This window comes from Roseovarius nanhaiticus (genome assembly GCF_900156535.1).
GTDB lineage: Bacteria > Pseudomonadota > Alphaproteobacteria > Rhodobacterales > Rhodobacteraceae > Roseovarius > Roseovarius nanhaiticus.
This window is the reverse complement of the sequence record NZ_FTNV01000001.1, coordinates 1,041,450-1,057,969: the sequence shown is the minus strand read 5'-3', so window position 1 is coordinate 1,057,969 and position 16,520 is coordinate 1,041,450. Positions and strand designations below refer to the sequence as shown.

Annotated in this window: 15 protein-coding genes and 1 riboswitch; of the genes, 11 read left to right on the top strand and 4 right to left on the bottom strand. The window is 63.7% G+C overall.

Features of this window, described 5'->3' with window-relative positions:
• Positions 1–14: 14 nt before the first annotated feature.
• The 7 genes from BW975_RS05075 (at position 15) to mnhG (ending at position 7,928) form a co-directional block, all read left to right on the top strand.
• The gene (locus BW975_RS05075; RefSeq protein ID WP_076531542.1) at positions 15–1,793 is read left to right on the top strand and encodes a TRAP transporter permease; all 1,779 of its coding nucleotides are present in this window, start codon (positions 15–17) and stop codon (positions 1,791–1,793) included.
• A gap of 169 nt (positions 1,794–1,962) precedes the next feature.
• The gene (locus BW975_RS05070; RefSeq protein WP_076531540.1) at positions 1,963–4,824 is read left to right on the top strand and encodes a monovalent cation/H+ antiporter subunit A; all 2,862 of its coding nucleotides are present in this window, start codon (positions 1,963–1,965) and stop codon (positions 4,822–4,824) included.
• Between the two features lies 1 nt (position 4,825).
• A complete protein-coding gene (locus BW975_RS05065) occupies positions 4,826–5,206 on the top strand; it encodes a Na+/H+ antiporter subunit C (protein ID WP_076531538.1) in 381 nt (126 codons plus the stop codon).
• Positions 5,203–6,744 (top strand): monovalent cation/H+ antiporter subunit D, encoded by a 1,542-nt coding sequence (locus BW975_RS05060; RefSeq protein ID WP_076531536.1) that lies wholly within the window; start codon positions 5,203–5,205, stop codon positions 6,742–6,744. Before BW975_RS05065 ends, BW975_RS05060 begins: the two co-directional genes overlap by 4 nt.
• Position 6,745: 1 nt before the next feature.
• On the top strand, positions 6,746–7,246 hold the full coding sequence (locus BW975_RS05055; RefSeq protein WP_076531534.1) for a Na+/H+ antiporter subunit E: 501 nt from the start codon (positions 6,746–6,748) through the stop codon (positions 7,244–7,246).
• Positions 7,243–7,527: a K+/H+ antiporter subunit F gene (locus tag BW975_RS05050; RefSeq protein WP_076531532.1), complete on the top strand. Its 285-nt coding sequence runs from the start codon at positions 7,243–7,245 to the stop codon at positions 7,525–7,527. Before BW975_RS05055 ends, BW975_RS05050 begins: the two co-directional genes overlap by 4 nt.
• Positions 7,524–7,928: a monovalent cation/H(+) antiporter subunit G gene (gene mnhG, locus BW975_RS05045; protein WP_076531530.1), complete on the top strand. Its 405-nt coding sequence runs from the start codon at positions 7,524–7,526 to the stop codon at positions 7,926–7,928. The genes BW975_RS05050 and mnhG overlap by 4 nt, the downstream gene beginning before the upstream one ends.
• A gap of 133 nt (positions 7,929–8,061) precedes the next feature.
• Here the strand turns inward: mnhG and BW975_RS05040 are convergent, their stop codons facing one another.
• From BW975_RS05040 to BW975_RS05025, 4 genes are all read right to left on the bottom strand, one after another.
• Complete coding sequence (locus BW975_RS05040; protein ID WP_335743488.1) at positions 8,062–9,168, bottom strand: GGDEF domain-containing protein; 1,107 nt, start codon at positions 9,166–9,168, stop codon at positions 8,062–8,064.
• Complete coding sequence (locus BW975_RS05035) at positions 9,165–9,752, bottom strand: heme NO-binding domain-containing protein (protein WP_076533404.1); 588 nt, start codon at positions 9,750–9,752, stop codon at positions 9,165–9,167. Before BW975_RS05035 ends, BW975_RS05040 begins: the two co-directional genes overlap by 4 nt.
• Before the next feature lie 93 nt (positions 9,753–9,845).
• Positions 9,846–11,579, bottom strand: coding sequence for a DUF4153 domain-containing protein (locus BW975_RS05030; protein WP_076531528.1), 1,734 nt, complete (start codon positions 11,577–11,579; stop codon positions 9,846–9,848).
• Between the two features lie 139 nt (positions 11,580–11,718).
• Positions 11,719–12,870, bottom strand: a complete 1,152-nt coding sequence (locus BW975_RS05025) for a Hint domain-containing protein (protein ID WP_076531526.1) — start codon at positions 12,868–12,870, stop codon at positions 11,719–11,721.
• A gap of 167 nt (positions 12,871–13,037) precedes the next feature.
• Positions 13,038–13,144, top strand: a riboswitch (TPP riboswitch).
• Between the two features lie 148 nt (positions 13,145–13,292).
• Here BW975_RS05025 and BW975_RS05020 point away from each other — a divergent pair.
• Genes BW975_RS05020 through BW975_RS05005 form a run of 4 tightly spaced genes read left to right on the top strand, consistent with a single transcriptional unit; the run spans position 13,293 to position 16,385 of the window.
• Entirely contained in the window at positions 13,293–14,252 is a 960-nt protein-coding gene (locus tag BW975_RS05020) for an ABC transporter substrate-binding protein (RefSeq protein WP_076531524.1), read from the top strand.
• Positions 14,249–14,920 carry a TenA family protein gene (locus BW975_RS05015; protein ID WP_076531522.1) on the top strand — a complete coding sequence of 224 codons (672 nt, stop codon included), beginning with the start codon at positions 14,249–14,251 and terminating at the stop codon, positions 14,918–14,920. Before BW975_RS05020 ends, BW975_RS05015 begins: the two co-directional genes overlap by 4 nt.
• Positions 14,917–15,651 (top strand): ABC transporter ATP-binding protein, encoded by a 735-nt coding sequence (locus BW975_RS05010; protein ID WP_076531520.1) that lies wholly within the window; start codon positions 14,917–14,919, stop codon positions 15,649–15,651. The genes BW975_RS05015 and BW975_RS05010 overlap by 4 nt, the downstream gene beginning before the upstream one ends.
• Complete coding sequence (locus BW975_RS05005; protein WP_076531518.1) at positions 15,648–16,385, top strand: ABC transporter permease; 738 nt, start codon at positions 15,648–15,650, stop codon at positions 16,383–16,385. Before BW975_RS05010 ends, BW975_RS05005 begins: the two co-directional genes overlap by 4 nt.
• The last annotated feature ends 135 nt before the right edge of the window (positions 16,386–16,520 follow it).

Sequence of the window (16,520 nt, the reverse complement as noted above, 5' to 3'; positions counted from 1 at the left end):
AGACATCTTCGACGATGGCCCCTAACCCCATATTTTCCGGCCTCTGGATCGCGCTTGGCGCGCTCTCGATGGTGTTCCATATCGGCCTGATCTTTTACGGATTGGTGCCGAACCTTGTGGCGCGGCCGCTGCATATGGCCCTGATCCTGCCTTGGGTCTTTCTATACGCGGCCAAGTCGCGGGTGAGCTGGTGGTCGGGACTGGGCCTGACGGGAGTCGGCGTCCTCGGCTGCCTCTGGATCGCGTTCAACCACACGATGCTGCGCGATCAATACGGGTTTCTGGAAAACGGGTTTCAGGTGGCGCTCGCGCTTGCCCTTTTGGGCATCGCGATGGAGGGCGCGCGGCGCATGATCGGCTGGCCCCTGCCCCTCGTGGCGCTTTGCGCGCTGCTCTACGGGCTTTACGGACAGCATATCCCGGGCGAATTCGGGCATGCGGGCACGCCCCTGGCCAGCTTTCTCGGCACGCTTGTCATCGCCGAGGGCGGGCTGTGGGGCAGCCTTACGGGCGTGTCGGTGGGCGTCGTCGCGATTTTCGTGATCTTCGGTGCGGTGCTGAACGCGGGCGAAGCGGGACAGGGCTTCATGAACGTGGCCTCCGCCGCTGCCGGGCGCCTGACCGGCGGCGCGGCCAAGGTATCGGTGCTGTCATCGGCGCTGTTCGGATCAATCTCGGGCTCGGCCTCGGCCAATGTGGCCTCGACCGGCGCGATCACCCTTCCCGCGATGACCAAGCTGGGCTACCCCAAGCGGCTGGCGGCGGCGGTCGAGGCTGTCGCCTCGTCAGGCGGGCAGATCATGCCGCCGCTGATGGGCGCTGGCGCCTTTGTCATGGTCGAGCTGACGGGCGTACCCTACACGCAGATCATGCTGGCCGCCTTGCCACCCGCGATCCTGTATTTTCTGACTGTCTGGATGGGCATCAACGCCTATGCACAGCGGTTCGACCTCCAATCCGTCCCCGAAAACGAGCGGCCAAACCGGCGCATGGTGCTGATCACATCCGCCTTTTTTCTCGTTCCTTTCACAGTCCTTCTGGTGGCAATGTTTGCCCTAGGGTTTACGCCGCAATATGCGGCCGTGCTGGCGATTATCACGGGCGGTGCGGCGCTTTTCTTTGACGCAACGCTCCGCATGAATGTCGGGCAAGGCATCGCCCGGTCAGGCACCGCAATGATCGCCATCGGCCAGCAGGTCGCGATGATCGCCGCGATCATCATATGCGCGTCGATCATCATCGGTGTGCTGGGCATCACGGGCCTCGGGATCAAGATCACCTCCGTCATCTTGTCGGGATCGGGCGGCGCGCTGTGGCCCGCCCTCTTGCTGACGGCGCTTGCGTGCCTTCTGCTGGGCATGGAGGTGCCGACGACGGCCGCCTACGTGATCTGCGTGTCGGTCGCGGGCCCCGCGTTGACCCAACTGGGGCTCGAGCCGCTGCAGGCGCATCTTTTCGTCTTCTGGTTTGCTCTGCTGTCGACCATCACGCCGCCAGTCTGCGGCGCCGTGTTCATCGCGGCAGGAATGATCGGCGAGAACTGGCTGAAGGTCGCGCTGACGGCGATGGCGCTGGGGCTGGGGCTTTACATCATTCCGCTGTCGATGATCGCCAATCCCGCGCTGCTGCGCCTGGGGTCCGACACGGGTGGCGCGGTGTTGGCCTTTGCCATGATCGGGACGGGTCTGTCGTTCTTGTCCTACGCATTGATCGGACGCGCGAGCCTGTGGCGCCGAGCACTTCTGACGGTGGCAGGGGGCGCGGCCTGCTTTGCCGGGGCCGCCTTCTTTTAAGGCGTGCTGCGGCATCTCGCCGCGGCTTGCGGCAGCCTCTCTTATTTATAGGGACCAGCGGAAGCACAACCGATAGCCGCCGCTGATATGACGGTTTTGCTTGAGGATAGAGGCTTTTTTGGCCACACAGGGTCAAGTCCGCAAAGGGTTTTGCAAGTCAGGAGTGCCAGTGTCCCTCTTTCTCGTCGTCGCTTTGCCGTTTCTGGGGGCGCTCTTGCCCGGATTGATGAATTCCGCTGGGCGCCAGGCCTGCGCAGGCGTCACATTCACAGTCTCGCTGGCAGCGTTCATCGGACTTCTGACCAATGCGCCCGCAGTTCTGAACGGCGAGGTCGTGATGGCGGGCTTCAATTGGCTGCCCGCGATCGGGCTGAACATGACCCTGATGCTGGATCCGCTGGGATTTTTCTTTGCCTGTCTGATCCTTGGCATCGGCCTGCTGATTATCGCCTATGCGCGGTTCTATCTGTCGCGCGACGACAATATGGGCGAGTTTTTCACCTATCTCCTGCTCTTTCAGGGCGCGATGGTGGGCATCGTCCTGAGCGATAACATCTTGCTGCTGCTCATTTTCTGGGAACTTACGTCGCTCAGCTCGTTCCTGCTGATCGGCTATTGGAAGCACCTGCCCGAAGGCCGTCAAGGCGCGCGCATGGCGCTGACGGTGACGGGCATGGGCGGCCTCGCGATGATCGCGGGCATGCTGATCCTGGGCCAGATCGCGGGCAGCTATGATCTGAGCGTCATCCTGCAGAACCGCGAGCTGATCCAATCGTCGCCACTCTATGTGCCCGCGCTGATCCTGATCCTCCTGGGCTGCTTTACCAAATCGGCGCAATTCCCGTTCCACTTCTGGCTGCCGCACGCAATGGCCGCGCCAACGCCGGTCAGCGCCTATCTGCACTCGGCCACCATGGTGAAGGCGGGCATCTTCCTGATGGCGCGCATGTGGCCGGTTCTGTCGGGCACGCCCGAATGGTTCGTGATCGTGACAACGGCCGGCCTGATCACCATGGTCCTGGGCGCCGTCATCGCCCTGTTCAAGCATGATCTAAAGGCGCTCTTGGCCTTCTCGACCGTCAGTCACCTGGGCCTGATCACCATGCTTCTGGGCACGGGCACAGCCTTCGGCGCCATGGCGGCGGTGTTTCACATTCTCAACCATGCCAGCTTCAAGGCTGCGCTCTTCATGTCCGCCGGTATCATCGACCATGAGACGCACACGCGCGATATCCGCCGTCTGGGCGGGCTGCGGCACCTGATGCCGATCACTTTCGTGATCGCCACGCTGGCGTCGCTGTCAATGGCGGGCATTCCGCTGCTCAACGGCTTTCTCAGCAAGGAGATGATGCTGGAAGAAGCGTATCATACCACGCTGTTCGGCACGCCGTGGCTGGTGCCTGCGCTCGCTGTCTTGGGCTCGCTCTTTTCGGCCGCCTACTGCTTCCGCCTGATCGGGCACACGTTTCTTGGCCCCAAAAGAGACGATTATCCGGCCAAGCCGCATGATCCCGGCGCCGGCATGTGGCTGCCTCCGGCGCTCTTGATGATCCCGGTGGTGGTGATCGGGATCGCGCCCTTTGTCGCAGAGCCATTCGTCAAGCTGGTGACATCCGCTGTGCTGGGTGACGCCGCAGAGGTGCCGAAGGCCTATTTCAAGATCTGGCATGGGCTGGTCCCTGCACTTTACATGTCCATTGCGGCGGTCGTCGGCGGTCTGATTGTTCTGGCGCTCTTCAATCCGCTGCTGCGTGGCTGGGACGCGGCGCCGCGCCCCGAGGCCAAGGCGATCTTTGACCGGCTCATAACCGGGACCGTAGCAGTGGCGCGCGGCCTCATCGCGCCCCTGCATGACGGATCTTTCTCGCGCTATGCGGCGATCATGGCGGCGACAATCATTGCCGCAGGCCTGCATGCCTGGACGACCGGAACGATCGGCCCAGCCGACTACGGCATGGCGCCCTTGAACACGATCGCCGTCGCCGGGTGGCTGATGCTGGTCGCGGCCACGCTGGGCCTTGTTTTTCTGCACCACAACCGCCTTCTGGCGCTGATCCTGATCGGCATCGTGGGCCTCATGGTGTCCATCGCCTTCGTGCATTTCAGCGCGCCCGATTTGGCGTTGACGCAGTTCACCGTCGAGGTGGTGACAATCATCCTGCTGCTCTTGGCGCTCAATTTCTTGCCCAACCGCACGCCCTCCGAATCGTCGGTCCTGCGCCGTGTGCGGGACGGAGCCATTGCCATTGCGGGCGGCCTCGCCACCATGGCGCTGTCCTGGCACTACCTGCTGCGCGATCCGGTGGCGGCGCCGATCTCGGAGTTTCATCTTGCCAATTCCTACAAGGGCGGTGGCGGCACGAACGTTGTCAACGTGATCCTCGTCGATTTCCGGGGCTTCGACACGTTCGGCGAGATCATCGTGCTGGGCATTGCTGCACTGCTTATCTACGCGCTGACCGAAGCACTGCTTTGGGGGCCGGCACGGGCCAAGCTGCTGAACCGCAAGCCCGATCAGCCAAGGGCGGGCGACATCCACCCGCTGATGATGGTCGTTCTGACGCGCGTTGCCATGCCCGTTGTGTTGATGATCGGTTTCTACATCTTCCTGCGCGGCCATAACGAGCCGGGCGGCGGTTTCATCGCCGGTCTGATCGTCTCGATCGCCGTGGTGATGCAGTATATGGCCAGCGGTTTTGGCTGGACCTCAGCGCGGCTGCGCTATCCCTATCACGGCATCATCGGCACGGGCGTCCTGATCGCCGGTCTGACAGGCGTCGGCAGCTGGTTCTTCGGCAAGCCGTTCCTGACCTCCGATTTCACCTATGTGCGCATCCCGCCCTTCGAGAAGTTCGAGCTGGCCACCGCCGCCCTCTTTGATCTGGGCGTCTTTCTGGCCGTCGTTGGCGCGGTGATGCTGTCACTCGAAAGTTTTTCGCGGCTCGCCCGCCGTGCCCATAGCGAGGATAGTGAACACGCGATGGATATAGACCCGTCCCGCGAGCCCGAAGCCTCGGCGAAGGAGGTCTGAGATGGAATTCCTCGTCGCCTCCGCCATCGGCGTTCTGACCGCCGCCGGTCTCTACTTGGTCATGCGCCTGCGCACCTTTCCGGTGATCATGGGCGTGTCGCTACTGACCTACGCGGTCAATGTGTTCCTTTTTGCCTCGGGGCGCCTGACCATTGGCGCGCCGCCCATCCTGACGGATGATGCGACGCGTTATACCGATCCGTTGCCGCAGGCCCTGGTGCTGACAGCCATCGTGATCTCTTTCGGGATGACGGCCGTTGTGGTGGTCATGGCGCTTGGGTCATATCTCGGGTCCGACGACGACCGGGTTAACGATCCCGACCCGGGCGACGCGTCCGATGGTGACAGTGTGGCGCAGGACGGCAAGGAGGGCGCGGCATGACCCATTGGATCGTCCTTCCCATCATTCTACCCGCCCTTCTGGCGCCGTTCATCGTGCTGGCCGCGCGTTATCACATCACCATCCAGCGCACCCTTTCGATCGCTGGCGCCATTGCACTGATCGCGCTGGCCGCCGGGCAAGCCTGGACCGCATCGGACGGCACTGTCACGCTTTACCAGCTTGGCGATTGGGCCGCGCCCTTTGGCATCGTGCTGGTGGCGGACCGACTTTCGACCTTCATGGTGCTGCTGACCACGCTTTTGGGTCTGGCCGTCCTGCTCTATGCTATCGGCTCGAAGTGGGACGAGCGGGGGCGCCATTTCCACGCGCTCTTCCAATTCCAGATGATGGGCATCATCGGCGCTTTCCTGACGGGTGACCTCTTCAACCTCTTCGTTTTCTTCGAAGTGCTGCTGATCGCCTCTTACGGCCTGATGATACATTCGGGCGGGGCCGTTCGCCTGCGCGCAGGCGTGCAATACGTGCTCTACAACCTGCTGGGCTCGACTCTCTTCCTCTTTGCCCTCGGCGCCATCTACGCCGAGACCGGCACGCTCAATATGGCCGATCTCGCCGGGCGCGTGCAGCTGGTCGATGCGGGTGACAATGTGGGCATCCGCGTTGCCGCAGTCCTGCTGATCCTCGTGTTCGCGGTCAAGGCAGCGGTCGTTCCGCTGCATTTCTGGCTGCCTTCCAGCTATTCCGAGGCGCCCGGGCCGGTGGCCGCGCTCTTTGCCATCATGACCAAGGTGGGCGCCTATGCGATCATCCGGGTTTATACGCTGATCTTCCCGCCCGACCTCGAGGTGACGGCGGGCCTGCAGGGGCTGTGGCTTATGCCCGCGGCGCTTCTGTCGGTTGCGATCGGGATGATCGGCATCCTCGCCGCGCGCCATCTGGACCGGCTGGTGGCCTATGCCGTGATCGGCTCGATGGGGATGGTGATGGTTTCCATCGCGCTCTTCACGCCCGAGGGGATCGCCGCCGCACTTTACTACATCGTGCACTCGACACTGGCCGCCGCCGCGCTATTCCTCATCGCCGACATGGTGCGCGGCGGGCGCGCCGATCTGGCGCTGAACGCGGCCCCGCCGGTGCCGGGTGCGCCGCTCATCTCGGCCATGTTCTTCACCGCGGCCATCGCCATGGTCGGCCTGCCGCCGCTCTCGGGCTTCGTCGGCAAGCTGATGGTGCTGAGCGCCTCCACCGCCTCGCCTCTGGTCGTCTGGATCTGGGCCGTGGTGCTCGGGACCAGCCTGATCGGCCTTGTCGGGTTTTCGCGGGCCGGCAGCGTTGTATTCTGGAAAGGCAAGGCGACGCCCCTGCCCGAAGATACAGAACAGCCCCCCGCGCCCAGCGCATTGTCCTATTCGGCGGTCGGGGTGCTTCTGTCGCTGCTGATCGCGCTGACCGTCTTCGCCGGGCCCGCTCATAACTACACCCGCGCCATCGCCGCACAGCTTTTTGAGCGAAGCGCCTATATTGGTACGGTGATGGAAACCCCCGGCAAACTGAGCGAGGGGAGCAAGGAGTACTGATATGAAGCGTGCATTCTACTGGCTCCTGCCCCACCCGCTGCTGACCGTCCTGCTGACGGTCGTGTGGCTTTTGCTGCAGGGCACCACGTCGCCGGGCATGGCCGTTTTCGGCCTGATCCTGGGCGTTCTGATCCCGTGGATCACGGCGGCCTGGTGGCCCGAAACACCGCGCGGATTTCGCCCACTGCGCATGCTGATCTATATCGTCATCGTGCTGTGGGACATCATGGTAGCCAATATTCAGGTCGCCTGGATCGTCCTGACCAAACCCAATTCCAAGTTGCGTCCTGCCTGGGTCGTGGTGCCGCTGGATTTGCGCCAGCCTGAGGCCATCACCATTCTCGCCGGCACTGTGACGCTGACACCGGGCACCGTCTCGGCGGATCTCTCGAACGAAGGGCACAGCCTTCTGGTTCATGCACTGCACACCGATGATCCGGACGCGGTGCGCGACGATATCAAGCACCGCTACGAGCGCCGCCTGAAGGAGATTTTCACATGAGCCCAACGGACATCATGAACCTCGCGCTGTGGATTGCCTTCGGCGCGATCGCAGCGGCGCAGATCATGGCGATGATCCGGCTGATGATCGGGCCGGGCACCGGCGACCGGATCCTTGCGCTCGATACGATGGTGGTCAACGCCATCGGCCTCGTCGTGCTTCTGGGCATCGCACAGGGAACGGCGATTTATTTCGAAGTGACCCTGATCATCGCCATGCTCGGCTTCGTCAGCACAGTTGCTTACGCGCGCTTTGTCCTGAGGGGGGACATCATCGAATGAACTGGGATATCATCGCCACATATGCTGTCGCGGCCTGCCTGATTGTCGGCGCGGCCTTTTCCCTGATCGGGTCGATCGGCCTCTTGAAATTCAACGATTCGATGACGCGCCTGCACGCGCCGACCAAGGTGGGCACCGTGGGCATCGGCGCGCTGCTCCTCGCGGCGATGATCCACTCCTATACCATCGGCGAGGGCGTGCTGCATGAGGCGTTGATCATGGCATTTCTGTTCGTTACCGCACCGATCTCGGCGAATTTCATGGCGAAGGTGAATATCCATCGTCGGGATTGCGACATGCCTCCGCCCCCGACCAAGGATGAGATCTGGTCGACGCTGGATGTGCCCGAGGCCGACCGCGAACTCTCCGAGACCGCAGGGACATCCGAGCAGAAGGTCTGAGCGCGGACTGTCAGAGCAGATCTATTTGGTGAGAGCGCGCCGCGGTGCTGCGGTGCCTCCAGCTTTGGGCCTGGCAATATCCGGGGCTGTCGCCAGACGGGTCTGCCGATTGGGCCTTGCCCGCCTTGGCCTGTCAGGAGGGCTCCATGTCGGTGGCGAAGGCAACGTGGCAGCCGCGGCCGCGGTTCTTGGCCGCATAAAGCGCAGCATCGGCCTGCTCCATCATCAGCGCAATACTGGGCCGGGGGTAGTGACAGGACAGAACCGAACCGGCACTGGCAGAGATCTGATAGACCTCGCCACCGTACTCAATGGGCTGCTGCAGGCGCTCGATCACGCGGGCCGCGATGTCACGCACCCTTGCTGGATCCGTCAGCCTCTTGAGTACCAGGACGAATTCGTCGCCACCAATGCGCGCGACGGTATCGTCGCTGCGGGTTTCCTCGACCATGATGCGCGCAACCTCGCGCAAGACGTGGTCCCCCGCCGCGTGCCCGCCCGTGTCGTTGACAGCCTTGAAGAAATCAAGATCCACATGGATCAGCGCGAAATCCTGTTCCACCTCGCTCATGCGGTCCAGAACGTAATCCAGCGCGCGGCGGTTGCGCAGGCCGGTCAGCGTATCGGTATAAGCCTGCTCCTCGGCGGCGATCATCGCGCCCTGCAAACGCAGGTTCAATGTGCGCGACGCCTCCATCGCGGCATTCTTGGCCTCTACCAGATACAGCATCTCGACGGCCAGGTCCGTCGCCGCAAAATCACTGCCCGTCAGGCCATAGTCGCGCACGGCGGACACGACCGAGATCCCGAAGGAGAGATTCACCAGCGCGCCGTCGCGCGGCCCGGTGCCGTCCGCCAGCGGCACCAGAACGCCCTTCAGATCGGTGCGCGGGCCGCCACGCATGCGCAGATGCATCTTGCTTCCTGCCGCCTGCATAAGCGCGCGCATGGAGCCGTCGCCACGCGGGCGCTTTATCTCGAAAAGCTCGGCAAAACGCACCCCGATCAGGGGCTGCGACGCGAACAGCTTGAAGAGTGTCGGGCCGGCATGGACCACGCGTCCGGCGCCGTCCAGAACAGCGTGCATCGGGCAGATAACGTCCATCATCGCGGCATGGGCGCTGGTATCGGGCCCTGCCCCTTCAAGAGCCGTGGCATCACCGCGGCTCAGCTCCGGTGCCTTGGTATCGCTGGGTTGCGCGGGCGCGCGCGCCTCACCATCGTCTGCGTTGATCTTCATGCCGTCCTCGCGCCCAGATCGAACTTGCGGCCCCTGGCATGCTCTGCCGCCATCAGACGCACTTCGACAATTTCGCATCCATTGCGCATGCCCTTATGCTCGAGCAGGACCAACGCGCCGTAATCATCGGCCAGCGCGCGCAATAGACCGACGATCACGTAGCCGAATCCGGGTGCGCCGCTATGACAGTCGATAGCATAAAAATTCTCTGCGTGCTCGCGCAGCTCGAGTTCCGGCAATTTGAGATCCGAGACAGCCAGCGCCGCGCGCGCGGGCAGATCATCGAGCGAGTGCAGGAATTCCGTGAAGGTCGGCCCACCAAAGCGCAGAAGGCGGCGCAGGGATTCCAGCTTGGGGTGCGACACCAGATAGGTGCCCACATCCTCCAGAACATCCGGCAAAGGCCGATCCAACCTGCGTGCGAGCGCGGCCAGCACCCGGTCAGTGATCGCTGCGTCGTAGTCGAGCATCGCCTCGAACCGCGTGAAGTCCAGATCGGCGTCGCGCGTCACCGCGCCCCAGACCTCACGTCCGTAGGTGTCGCGTACAAATCGCTCGATGGCCCGATTGATCAGCCCGTGCATCTTCATCTCCGCTGCAGTTGGAAATGACTATGCCGCCGCTGTGTTAACAATTCGCCAATGCGCATCAGGATGCATTGCTACGATCCGCCACGGTCAGGGAAAGAGTCGCATGCCATCCACCTCCAGCACCTGGCGCGCCGCAGGTACGATGTCGAAACGGCCCTCGAGGATCTCGGTGATCACCTCGGGCCCCGACGCGACATAGCCGCCCCCCGCCAGATCGCTGGGATAGCCCGCTGTCTCGATGGTATCTTCACCAAGAGTGAAGGACCTCAAGACCACGGTGGTCGGCGATGTCATGAAGAATCCAATGGCTTGCTCGGCTCCGGCGCCGGGCTCGAACGGGGCGATGACCAGGACACAGCCAGGATGCCCGCCCGGTGCACGGCGCGCGCAACCGTCGGCAATGAGGCGCCGGTCACCCTCATGCAGCGTATCAAGCGCGCCCGGCGGCAGGCTGCGCCCTTCGGGGCGGAGCGGCACGAGACCGTCGATCCGCGTGAGCCCGCCTTGCGCCTCATAGGACCAGCGGCTGTCGCTGCGCCGGGCGGCGGCGATGCGCGATTGCAGATCGGGGTCATCCGCCGCCATGTCCTCGATCCGGCTCAGCGCCAGCTTGCCAGCCTTGCCCCAGTCATTGGCCAGCTCCCACAGGGGCAGATCCTTGGGCGGTGTGCCCGCCTCAGCGCGCGCCAGCTGGCTCCGGGCGGCCATCCGCTCGGCATTCAGGATCGGTGTCAGCCACGCGGCTGCGAAGGCGAGCGTCAGGACCGCCATGCCCCGGTTGATATCGCGCTGATCCGCCCGCCACGCGCGGCGCCGCAGCACCGCGCCTGCGTAGAACAGTGCATAAATCGCCACTATTCCGGCAGCGACGAGAGCGGCGATGCGGTTCGGCGTAAGCCCGTATTGATCGACCCGCAGCCAGATCGCCCATAGCGCCAGCAACGCCGGCACGACCAGCATCACACTAAGCGCCTGCGCGGCGCTGCGCATTCCCCACCCCTCGACCGACAGCGAATCGTCGCGGTGAATAGCCGTTGTAATCAGGGTGATCCCCCCGCCTGTCACCCCCAATAGGATCGCCGCCGCCGAGTATTGGCCAAAAAGATTGCCCAGACCGCGAAACGGTAGCGCCAGGATAAAGACCGCCAGCACCACGAGCAGCGCGGGCAAAAACACGCGCAGAAGCTGGATGATGAGGAACGGCGAGACGTAATCGCGCAACTCGTGCACGATGGCGAGGCTGAGGCCAAGTGCCATGCCGGTAATCAGAAACGGCACAGGTTCGAGGTCAATGAGATCCTGCACGGCGCTGATCCCGACAAGGCCCAGAAGCTGATCCGACAGCAAGAGGACCGCCCAGACCACGCCCACGAACAGCCCAGCCGAGGCGATGCGCACCACCAGATCCCAAGCCGCATCGAAGAGCAGTCCGTAATGCCGCCATCCGCCATGATGCTGCAGCCGCGCGACCGCGAAAGGGGTCGAAATGAAGAGCAGATAAAGGAACGCGGCCAAGCCATAGCCCCCGTCCAGAAAGGCGCTGGGGGTCTCGTGACGATAACTGGCCCAGAGCAGCAAAAGCGCAGCCGGCAGCGCAATGCCCAGCGCGGCGGCAGCGGCGAGCGTGACGCGCACCGGCCCCATCAGCGCCAACAGGATCGCCAGGAAGCCCAATCCGAAGGATAGCAGGAAAAGGACGGCCCGCGCATGGGCAACAGCCTCGGGGACGATCATGGCCAGCACATAGGTGCAAAGGCCTGCGCCGCCACCGATCACGGTATAGAGCAGGCGGGTTGTCGCAGTCTGGCTGGTGGGGATCATGGCATCGGCTCCGGCTGTTTGGCCCAGCGTATCTGGTTTGATAGCCAATCTGAACGGGCGATTTCAGGCGCGCGCGGGGGGCTCGCACTGCCCTATCGCGCCGTCCGGAGGCGCGATTACAGCTTCGGGCGCGAAGTGCTCAGGCTTTGGCAGAAATTGCGGCCCCATTTGCAGCCTGAGACGCGCGCATGACCTGGGCCTGACCATCTACATCAGCGCGCTGCGCAGAACGCGCATCAATCAGCGGTTTGGCATTCTTGCGGTGGCGCTGCAAATAGGTCCGGCGCATGCCGGACGGTAGAACAGGATATGCGATCTGCCATGCCTCCATAGGCTGCGAGACGGCAAGGTTCAGACGCGCGAGCTCCAGCTGCCTGAAGGTCGAAAATGCCCTCAGCGCCTGCACGCCGGGAAACAAGCTTTCGGCAGGCGCGCCTTCCGCGAGGACCACATGATGGCCGTCAAGCAGGATGTGGTAGTAATCTATCACCTTGTCCCGCAGGCATCGCTTGATCCCCGGATAGCCCACCAAATGTACGGCGGGCACGAATACACGCGCGGCGCCGCACATCCTTCGGGTGATTTTGGAGCCGATGAGAATGCGGTGCTGCGGCGACACTCGCAGAGTTCGGCGCGGCAGGCCGCCTCCAAGGGCTCCGGCGGAAATTTCGACCGGGGCCGTGCGTGCGCCGCAGGGCGCCATCCTGTGGCTGATCCACAGGACGGGCAGCGTGCCGCCCGCCTCGGTGCAGACGGGATCGCCCTGCGCCAGCGTCTCGATCCGGCGCGGTCCGTCCGGCGTGTCGATGGCCGTCCCCTTTGCAAAGCAGACCACGGCAGTGCCATCCACACTTTGATTGACAAACCACCCGCCCCAATTGCTGCTTCCTGCTGACTCCAACGCGATGCTTTGAATATTCAGGCCGTCGAGGTCGCCGCTGTTCATGAGATCTGTCACGAACGTGTCGCCGTTGGTCATCTGAATGACCAGAACCTCGGTAATCCTGGTCGAGCCGTCGCCCAATGTCACCTTGGCCGAGTACAATCCGGAATGGTCGGTCACGGTGCTGATCTGTCCGCCCCCCCGATCATATGTCACCGGCTCGACCCGCGCGCCGCGATCATCGTCGTTGATGCCGCCGCTACCATCCAGATCGTTGGCCGACACGGTGACATTTTGCAAAACATCCTTTCCATACGTGCCCAAGAGCGCATTTGGCGACTCGGCATCCCAATCGGTCTCGTTCGTGTCGATCTGGGCAAAGTTTCCTATGAAAAGGAAAATCGGCATACTCAAACTCTTCCTCGCATGGTCGCACTGGGGTGCATCCTAGACGGCCGAGGTGAATCCCCCCCTAACGGCACAGATCGTGCGGCACTCGGTCGGAACAATCCGGTTTGCGGCAAAACGGGCAGGCAGCTCTCCTTGCAACAGCGAGGGGGAGAGGCTACCTTAGCAAATATCCGTTGGGGTGCTCCGCGATGCCGGGGCTGAGAGGCGATGATGCCGACCCATCGAACCTGATCCGGTCAGTACCGGCGGAGGGAACGGAGTATGGGCTGCACGCCGTGTCGCGCGCAATTTATCCCATGATCTTTCCCCCTGCTCTGGCCGATATTTGCACCGCTGCCTCATGCGGATGCTGTTGCAGACCGGGGAATGCTCCGGAACGCATCAGCCCCCGCCGGGCCGCATTCTGACCGGAGCCAAAGATGAAGCCCCTCGCCGCCGCCCTGATTTCCACCGCCACCTTCCTCGCCAGCACGCCCGCGCTGGCACAGGACAAAATGACCCTCGTGCTGGACTGGTTCATCAATCCCAATCACGGCCCCATCATCGTCGCGCAAGAGCGCGGATATTTCGCCGATGCGGGCCTTGAAGTGGAGGTGGTCGCGCCCGCCGATGCCTCGTCCCCGCCCAAGATGGTGGCGGCGGGTCAGGCCGACCTTGGCATTTCCTACCAGCCGCAGCTGCACCTGCAGGTGGCCGAAGGCCTGCCCCTGATCCGCGTCGGCACGCTGGTCGCCAGCCCGCTGAATTGCCTTCTGGTGCTGGAGGATGGCCCGATCAAGCAGATCGCGGACCTCAAGGGCGCCAAGATCGGCTATTCCGTCGCCGGTGTTGAAGAGGCGCTGATGGACGCCATCCTGGGCGCCAACGACATCACCCTCGACGAAGTCGAGATGATCAATGTCAACTGGTCGCTCGGCCCGTCGGTCATGTCGGGCCAGGTCGACGCCGTGATCGGCGCCTACCGCAATTTCGAGCTGAACCAGATGGAGATCGAGGGCGCCCCCGGCAAATGTTTCTTCATCGAAGAAGAGGGTGTGCCACCCTATGACGAGCTGATCTATGTCGCCAATCCCGAGACGATGGACGCGGACATGATCTCGCGCTTCATGCGCGCGACCGAGCTGGCGACGCAATACATCGTCAACCACCCCGATGAGAGCTGGGAGATCTTCAAATCCACCAGCACCGAGCTTGATGACGAGCTGAACGCGCGCGCCTGGGCCGACACGCTGCCCCGCTTTGCCCTGCGCCCCGCCGCGGTCGATACTGCGCGCTATACCCAATTCGAGCGTTTCCTCAGCGAGGCAGGGCTGATCGAAGGCACGCGTCCGCTGTCGCAACTGGCGATCGATCCCGGCGCCGCGCAAGGCGCGCAGTGATGTACGGGGCGACCTTCGCCGCATGGCGCGCCGAGGCGGCAGAGCCTTGGCACGCCTATACGCACCACCCCTTCGTCGAGGGGCTGGGCGACGGCAGCCTGCCGCGCGCCGCCTATCTGCGCTATCTGGTGCAGGACTACCTATTCCTCATTCATTTCTCGCGCGCCTGGGCATTGGCGGTGACCAAGGCGGGCACAGTAGACGAGATGCGCTTTGCCGCGTGCACGCTTGATGCCCTGCTGAACGAGGAAATCGCGCTGCATGTCGCCACCTGTGCCGCCGAGGGGCTGGACGAGGCCACGCTCTTCACCGCCGAGGAGCTGCCTCAGAACATCGCTTATACGCGCTACGTACTCGATGCGGGCCATTCGGGCGATTTTCTGGATCTTCTGGCCGCGCTGGCACCCTGCGTTCTGGGCTATGGCGAGATCGGCCTGCGCCTGTCGGCGGCAAAGGGCAAGACACCCTATGCCGACTGGATCGACACCTACGCAGGCGAAGGTAATCAACAGGTCTGCCACGAGGTTGGCGCGCTTCTGGATGCCGCCGTCACCCGGCAATTGGGGGACCGCCCCATGGAGAGCCCCCGCTGGCCGCAGCTCTCGCATCGGTTCGTCACGGCCACGCGGCTCGAGATCGGCTTCTGGGATATGGCTCTGCCAGAATGAGCGCGCCCGGTCTCACCCTGACGGGCAGCGTTTCGGTCGCGGGCACGCCTGTGGTGCCGCATATCGCGCTGACGGTCGCGCCCGGCAGCTGGACATGCCTGCTTGGCCCGTCCGGGATCGGAAAATCGACCCTTCTGCGTGTGATTGCAGGGATCGCGGATGAGGCAGAGTTGACGGGAACGCTTACCATAAGCGACGGCGCGCCTCTCAGGGGCCGCGTCGCGCTAATGTCGCAAAGCGACCTGCTGCTGCCATGGCTGAGCGTCACCGAGAATGTCATGCTCGGCGCCCGCCTGCGCGGCGATCCAGCGCAGCCGCAGCGCGCGATAGCGATGATCGAGCGGGTAGGCCTCAGCGAACACTTGGAAAAGAAACCCGGTCAGCTCTCCGGCGGTCAGCGCCAGCGCGCGGCCCTCGCTCGCACCTTGATGGAGGACCGGCCTCTCATCCTGCTGGACGAGCCATTCTCGGCGCTGGATGCGCGCACCCGGGCCCAAATGCAGGACCTGACCGCCGAATTGCTGACCGGCCATACGGTGCTGATGGTCACGCATGATCCTGCCGAAGCGGCCCGCCTCGGCACCGCCATCGAAATTCTGAGCGAGACCGGGCTTACGCCTTGGCGGGTGCCGCCGGGCGCACCGCCCCGGCCCGTCGACGACGCCGATACGCTACAAGCGCAAGGCGCGCTTCTCGCCGCCCTGCGCGGCCCGGGAAGGGACGCCTCATGAACCGCGCAGCCAGCATCACCGCCTCGGCCCTCGTTGCGCTGGCAGCTTGGCAGGCGCTGGTCATCCTGACGGGCGTGCCGCGTTTCATCCTGCCCGGACCCGCGCTGGTTGCCGAAACCCTGTGGGACAGCCGCGCGCTCATCGCTTATCACACCATGATCACCGGGACCGAAGTTCTGGCGGGCCTGGCGCTAGGCGCACTCTTCGGCGGGCTCACGGCGATCGGCCTCGCCGCCTCTCCTATCGCGCGCAGCCTCGTGCGGCCGATGCTGATCTTTTCACAAGCGGTGCCCGTCTTTGCCCTGGCGCCTATCCTGACGCTCTGGTTCGGCTACGGCATCGGATCGAAGGTGGTGATGACCCTCCTTGTCATCTATTTCCCGGTCACTTCGGCCTTTTTCGACGCTCTCATGCGCACGCCCCAATCCTGGATCGACATGGCCCGCCTCATGGGGGCCAGCCCGGCGCGCATCATGCGCCACATCCGCATTCCAGCCGCACTGCCCGGTTTCGCCTCGGGCCTGCGCCTAGCCGCAGTCTACGCCCCGATTGGGGCCATCATTGGCGAATGGGTCGGCGCGTCCAAGGGCCTTGGCTACCTGATGCTGCTGGCCAATGGCCGCGCGAAAACGGATCTGATGTTCGCGGCCCTCATCGTCCTGGCCGTCTTCACGGTGCTCCTCCACGCCGCCGTCGACCGCGCCTGCCGCGCCACGCTCGACAAGAATGCCTGACGGCACTCAAGTGCCTGCGACGGATTTGAGTATTTCTACCAAGATGAAGAAGCGCGGCAGCCAGTCTTCATCTTGGCGAAAATACTCAATCGACATCTGCAAGCATCGCCCTGCTCGCCACGAGGCATCGCGCAA

Coding starts and splice junctions, on each gene's coding strand:
- BW975_RS05075 (WP_076531542.1), top strand. CDS start 15: ATGGCCCCTAACCCCATATTTTCCGGCCTCTGGATCGCGCTTGGCGCG.
- BW975_RS05065 (WP_076531538.1), top strand. CDS start 4,826: ATGGAATTCCTCGTCGCCTCCGCCATCGGCGTTCTGACCGCCGCCGGT.
- BW975_RS05060 (WP_076531536.1), top strand. CDS start 5,203: ATGACCCATTGGATCGTCCTTCCCATCATTCTACCCGCCCTTCTGGCG.
- BW975_RS05055 (WP_076531534.1), top strand. CDS start 6,746: ATGAAGCGTGCATTCTACTGGCTCCTGCCCCACCCGCTGCTGACCGTC.
- BW975_RS05050 (WP_076531532.1), top strand. CDS start 7,243: ATGAGCCCAACGGACATCATGAACCTCGCGCTGTGGATTGCCTTCGGC.
- mnhG (WP_076531530.1), top strand. CDS start 7,524: ATGAACTGGGATATCATCGCCACATATGCTGTCGCGGCCTGCCTGATT.
- BW975_RS05040 (WP_335743488.1), bottom strand. CDS start 9,168: ATGAAGATCAACGCAGACGATGGTGAGGCGCGCGCGCCCGCGCAACCC.
- BW975_RS05035 (WP_076533404.1), bottom strand. CDS start 9,752: ATGCACGGGCTGATCAATCGGGCCATCGAGCGATTTGTACGCGACACC.
- BW975_RS05030 (WP_076531528.1), bottom strand. CDS start 11,579: ATGATCCCCACCAGCCAGACTGCGACAACCCGCCTGCTCTATACCGTG.
- BW975_RS05025 (WP_076531526.1), bottom strand. CDS start 12,870: ATGCCGATTTTCCTTTTCATAGGAAACTTTGCCCAGATCGACACGAAC.
- BW975_RS05020 (WP_076531524.1), top strand. CDS start 13,293: ATGAAGCCCCTCGCCGCCGCCCTGATTTCCACCGCCACCTTCCTCGCC.
- BW975_RS05010 (WP_076531520.1), top strand. CDS start 14,917: ATGAGCGCGCCCGGTCTCACCCTGACGGGCAGCGTTTCGGTCGCGGGC.
- BW975_RS05005 (WP_076531518.1), top strand. CDS start 15,648: ATGAACCGCGCAGCCAGCATCACCGCCTCGGCCCTCGTTGCGCTGGCA.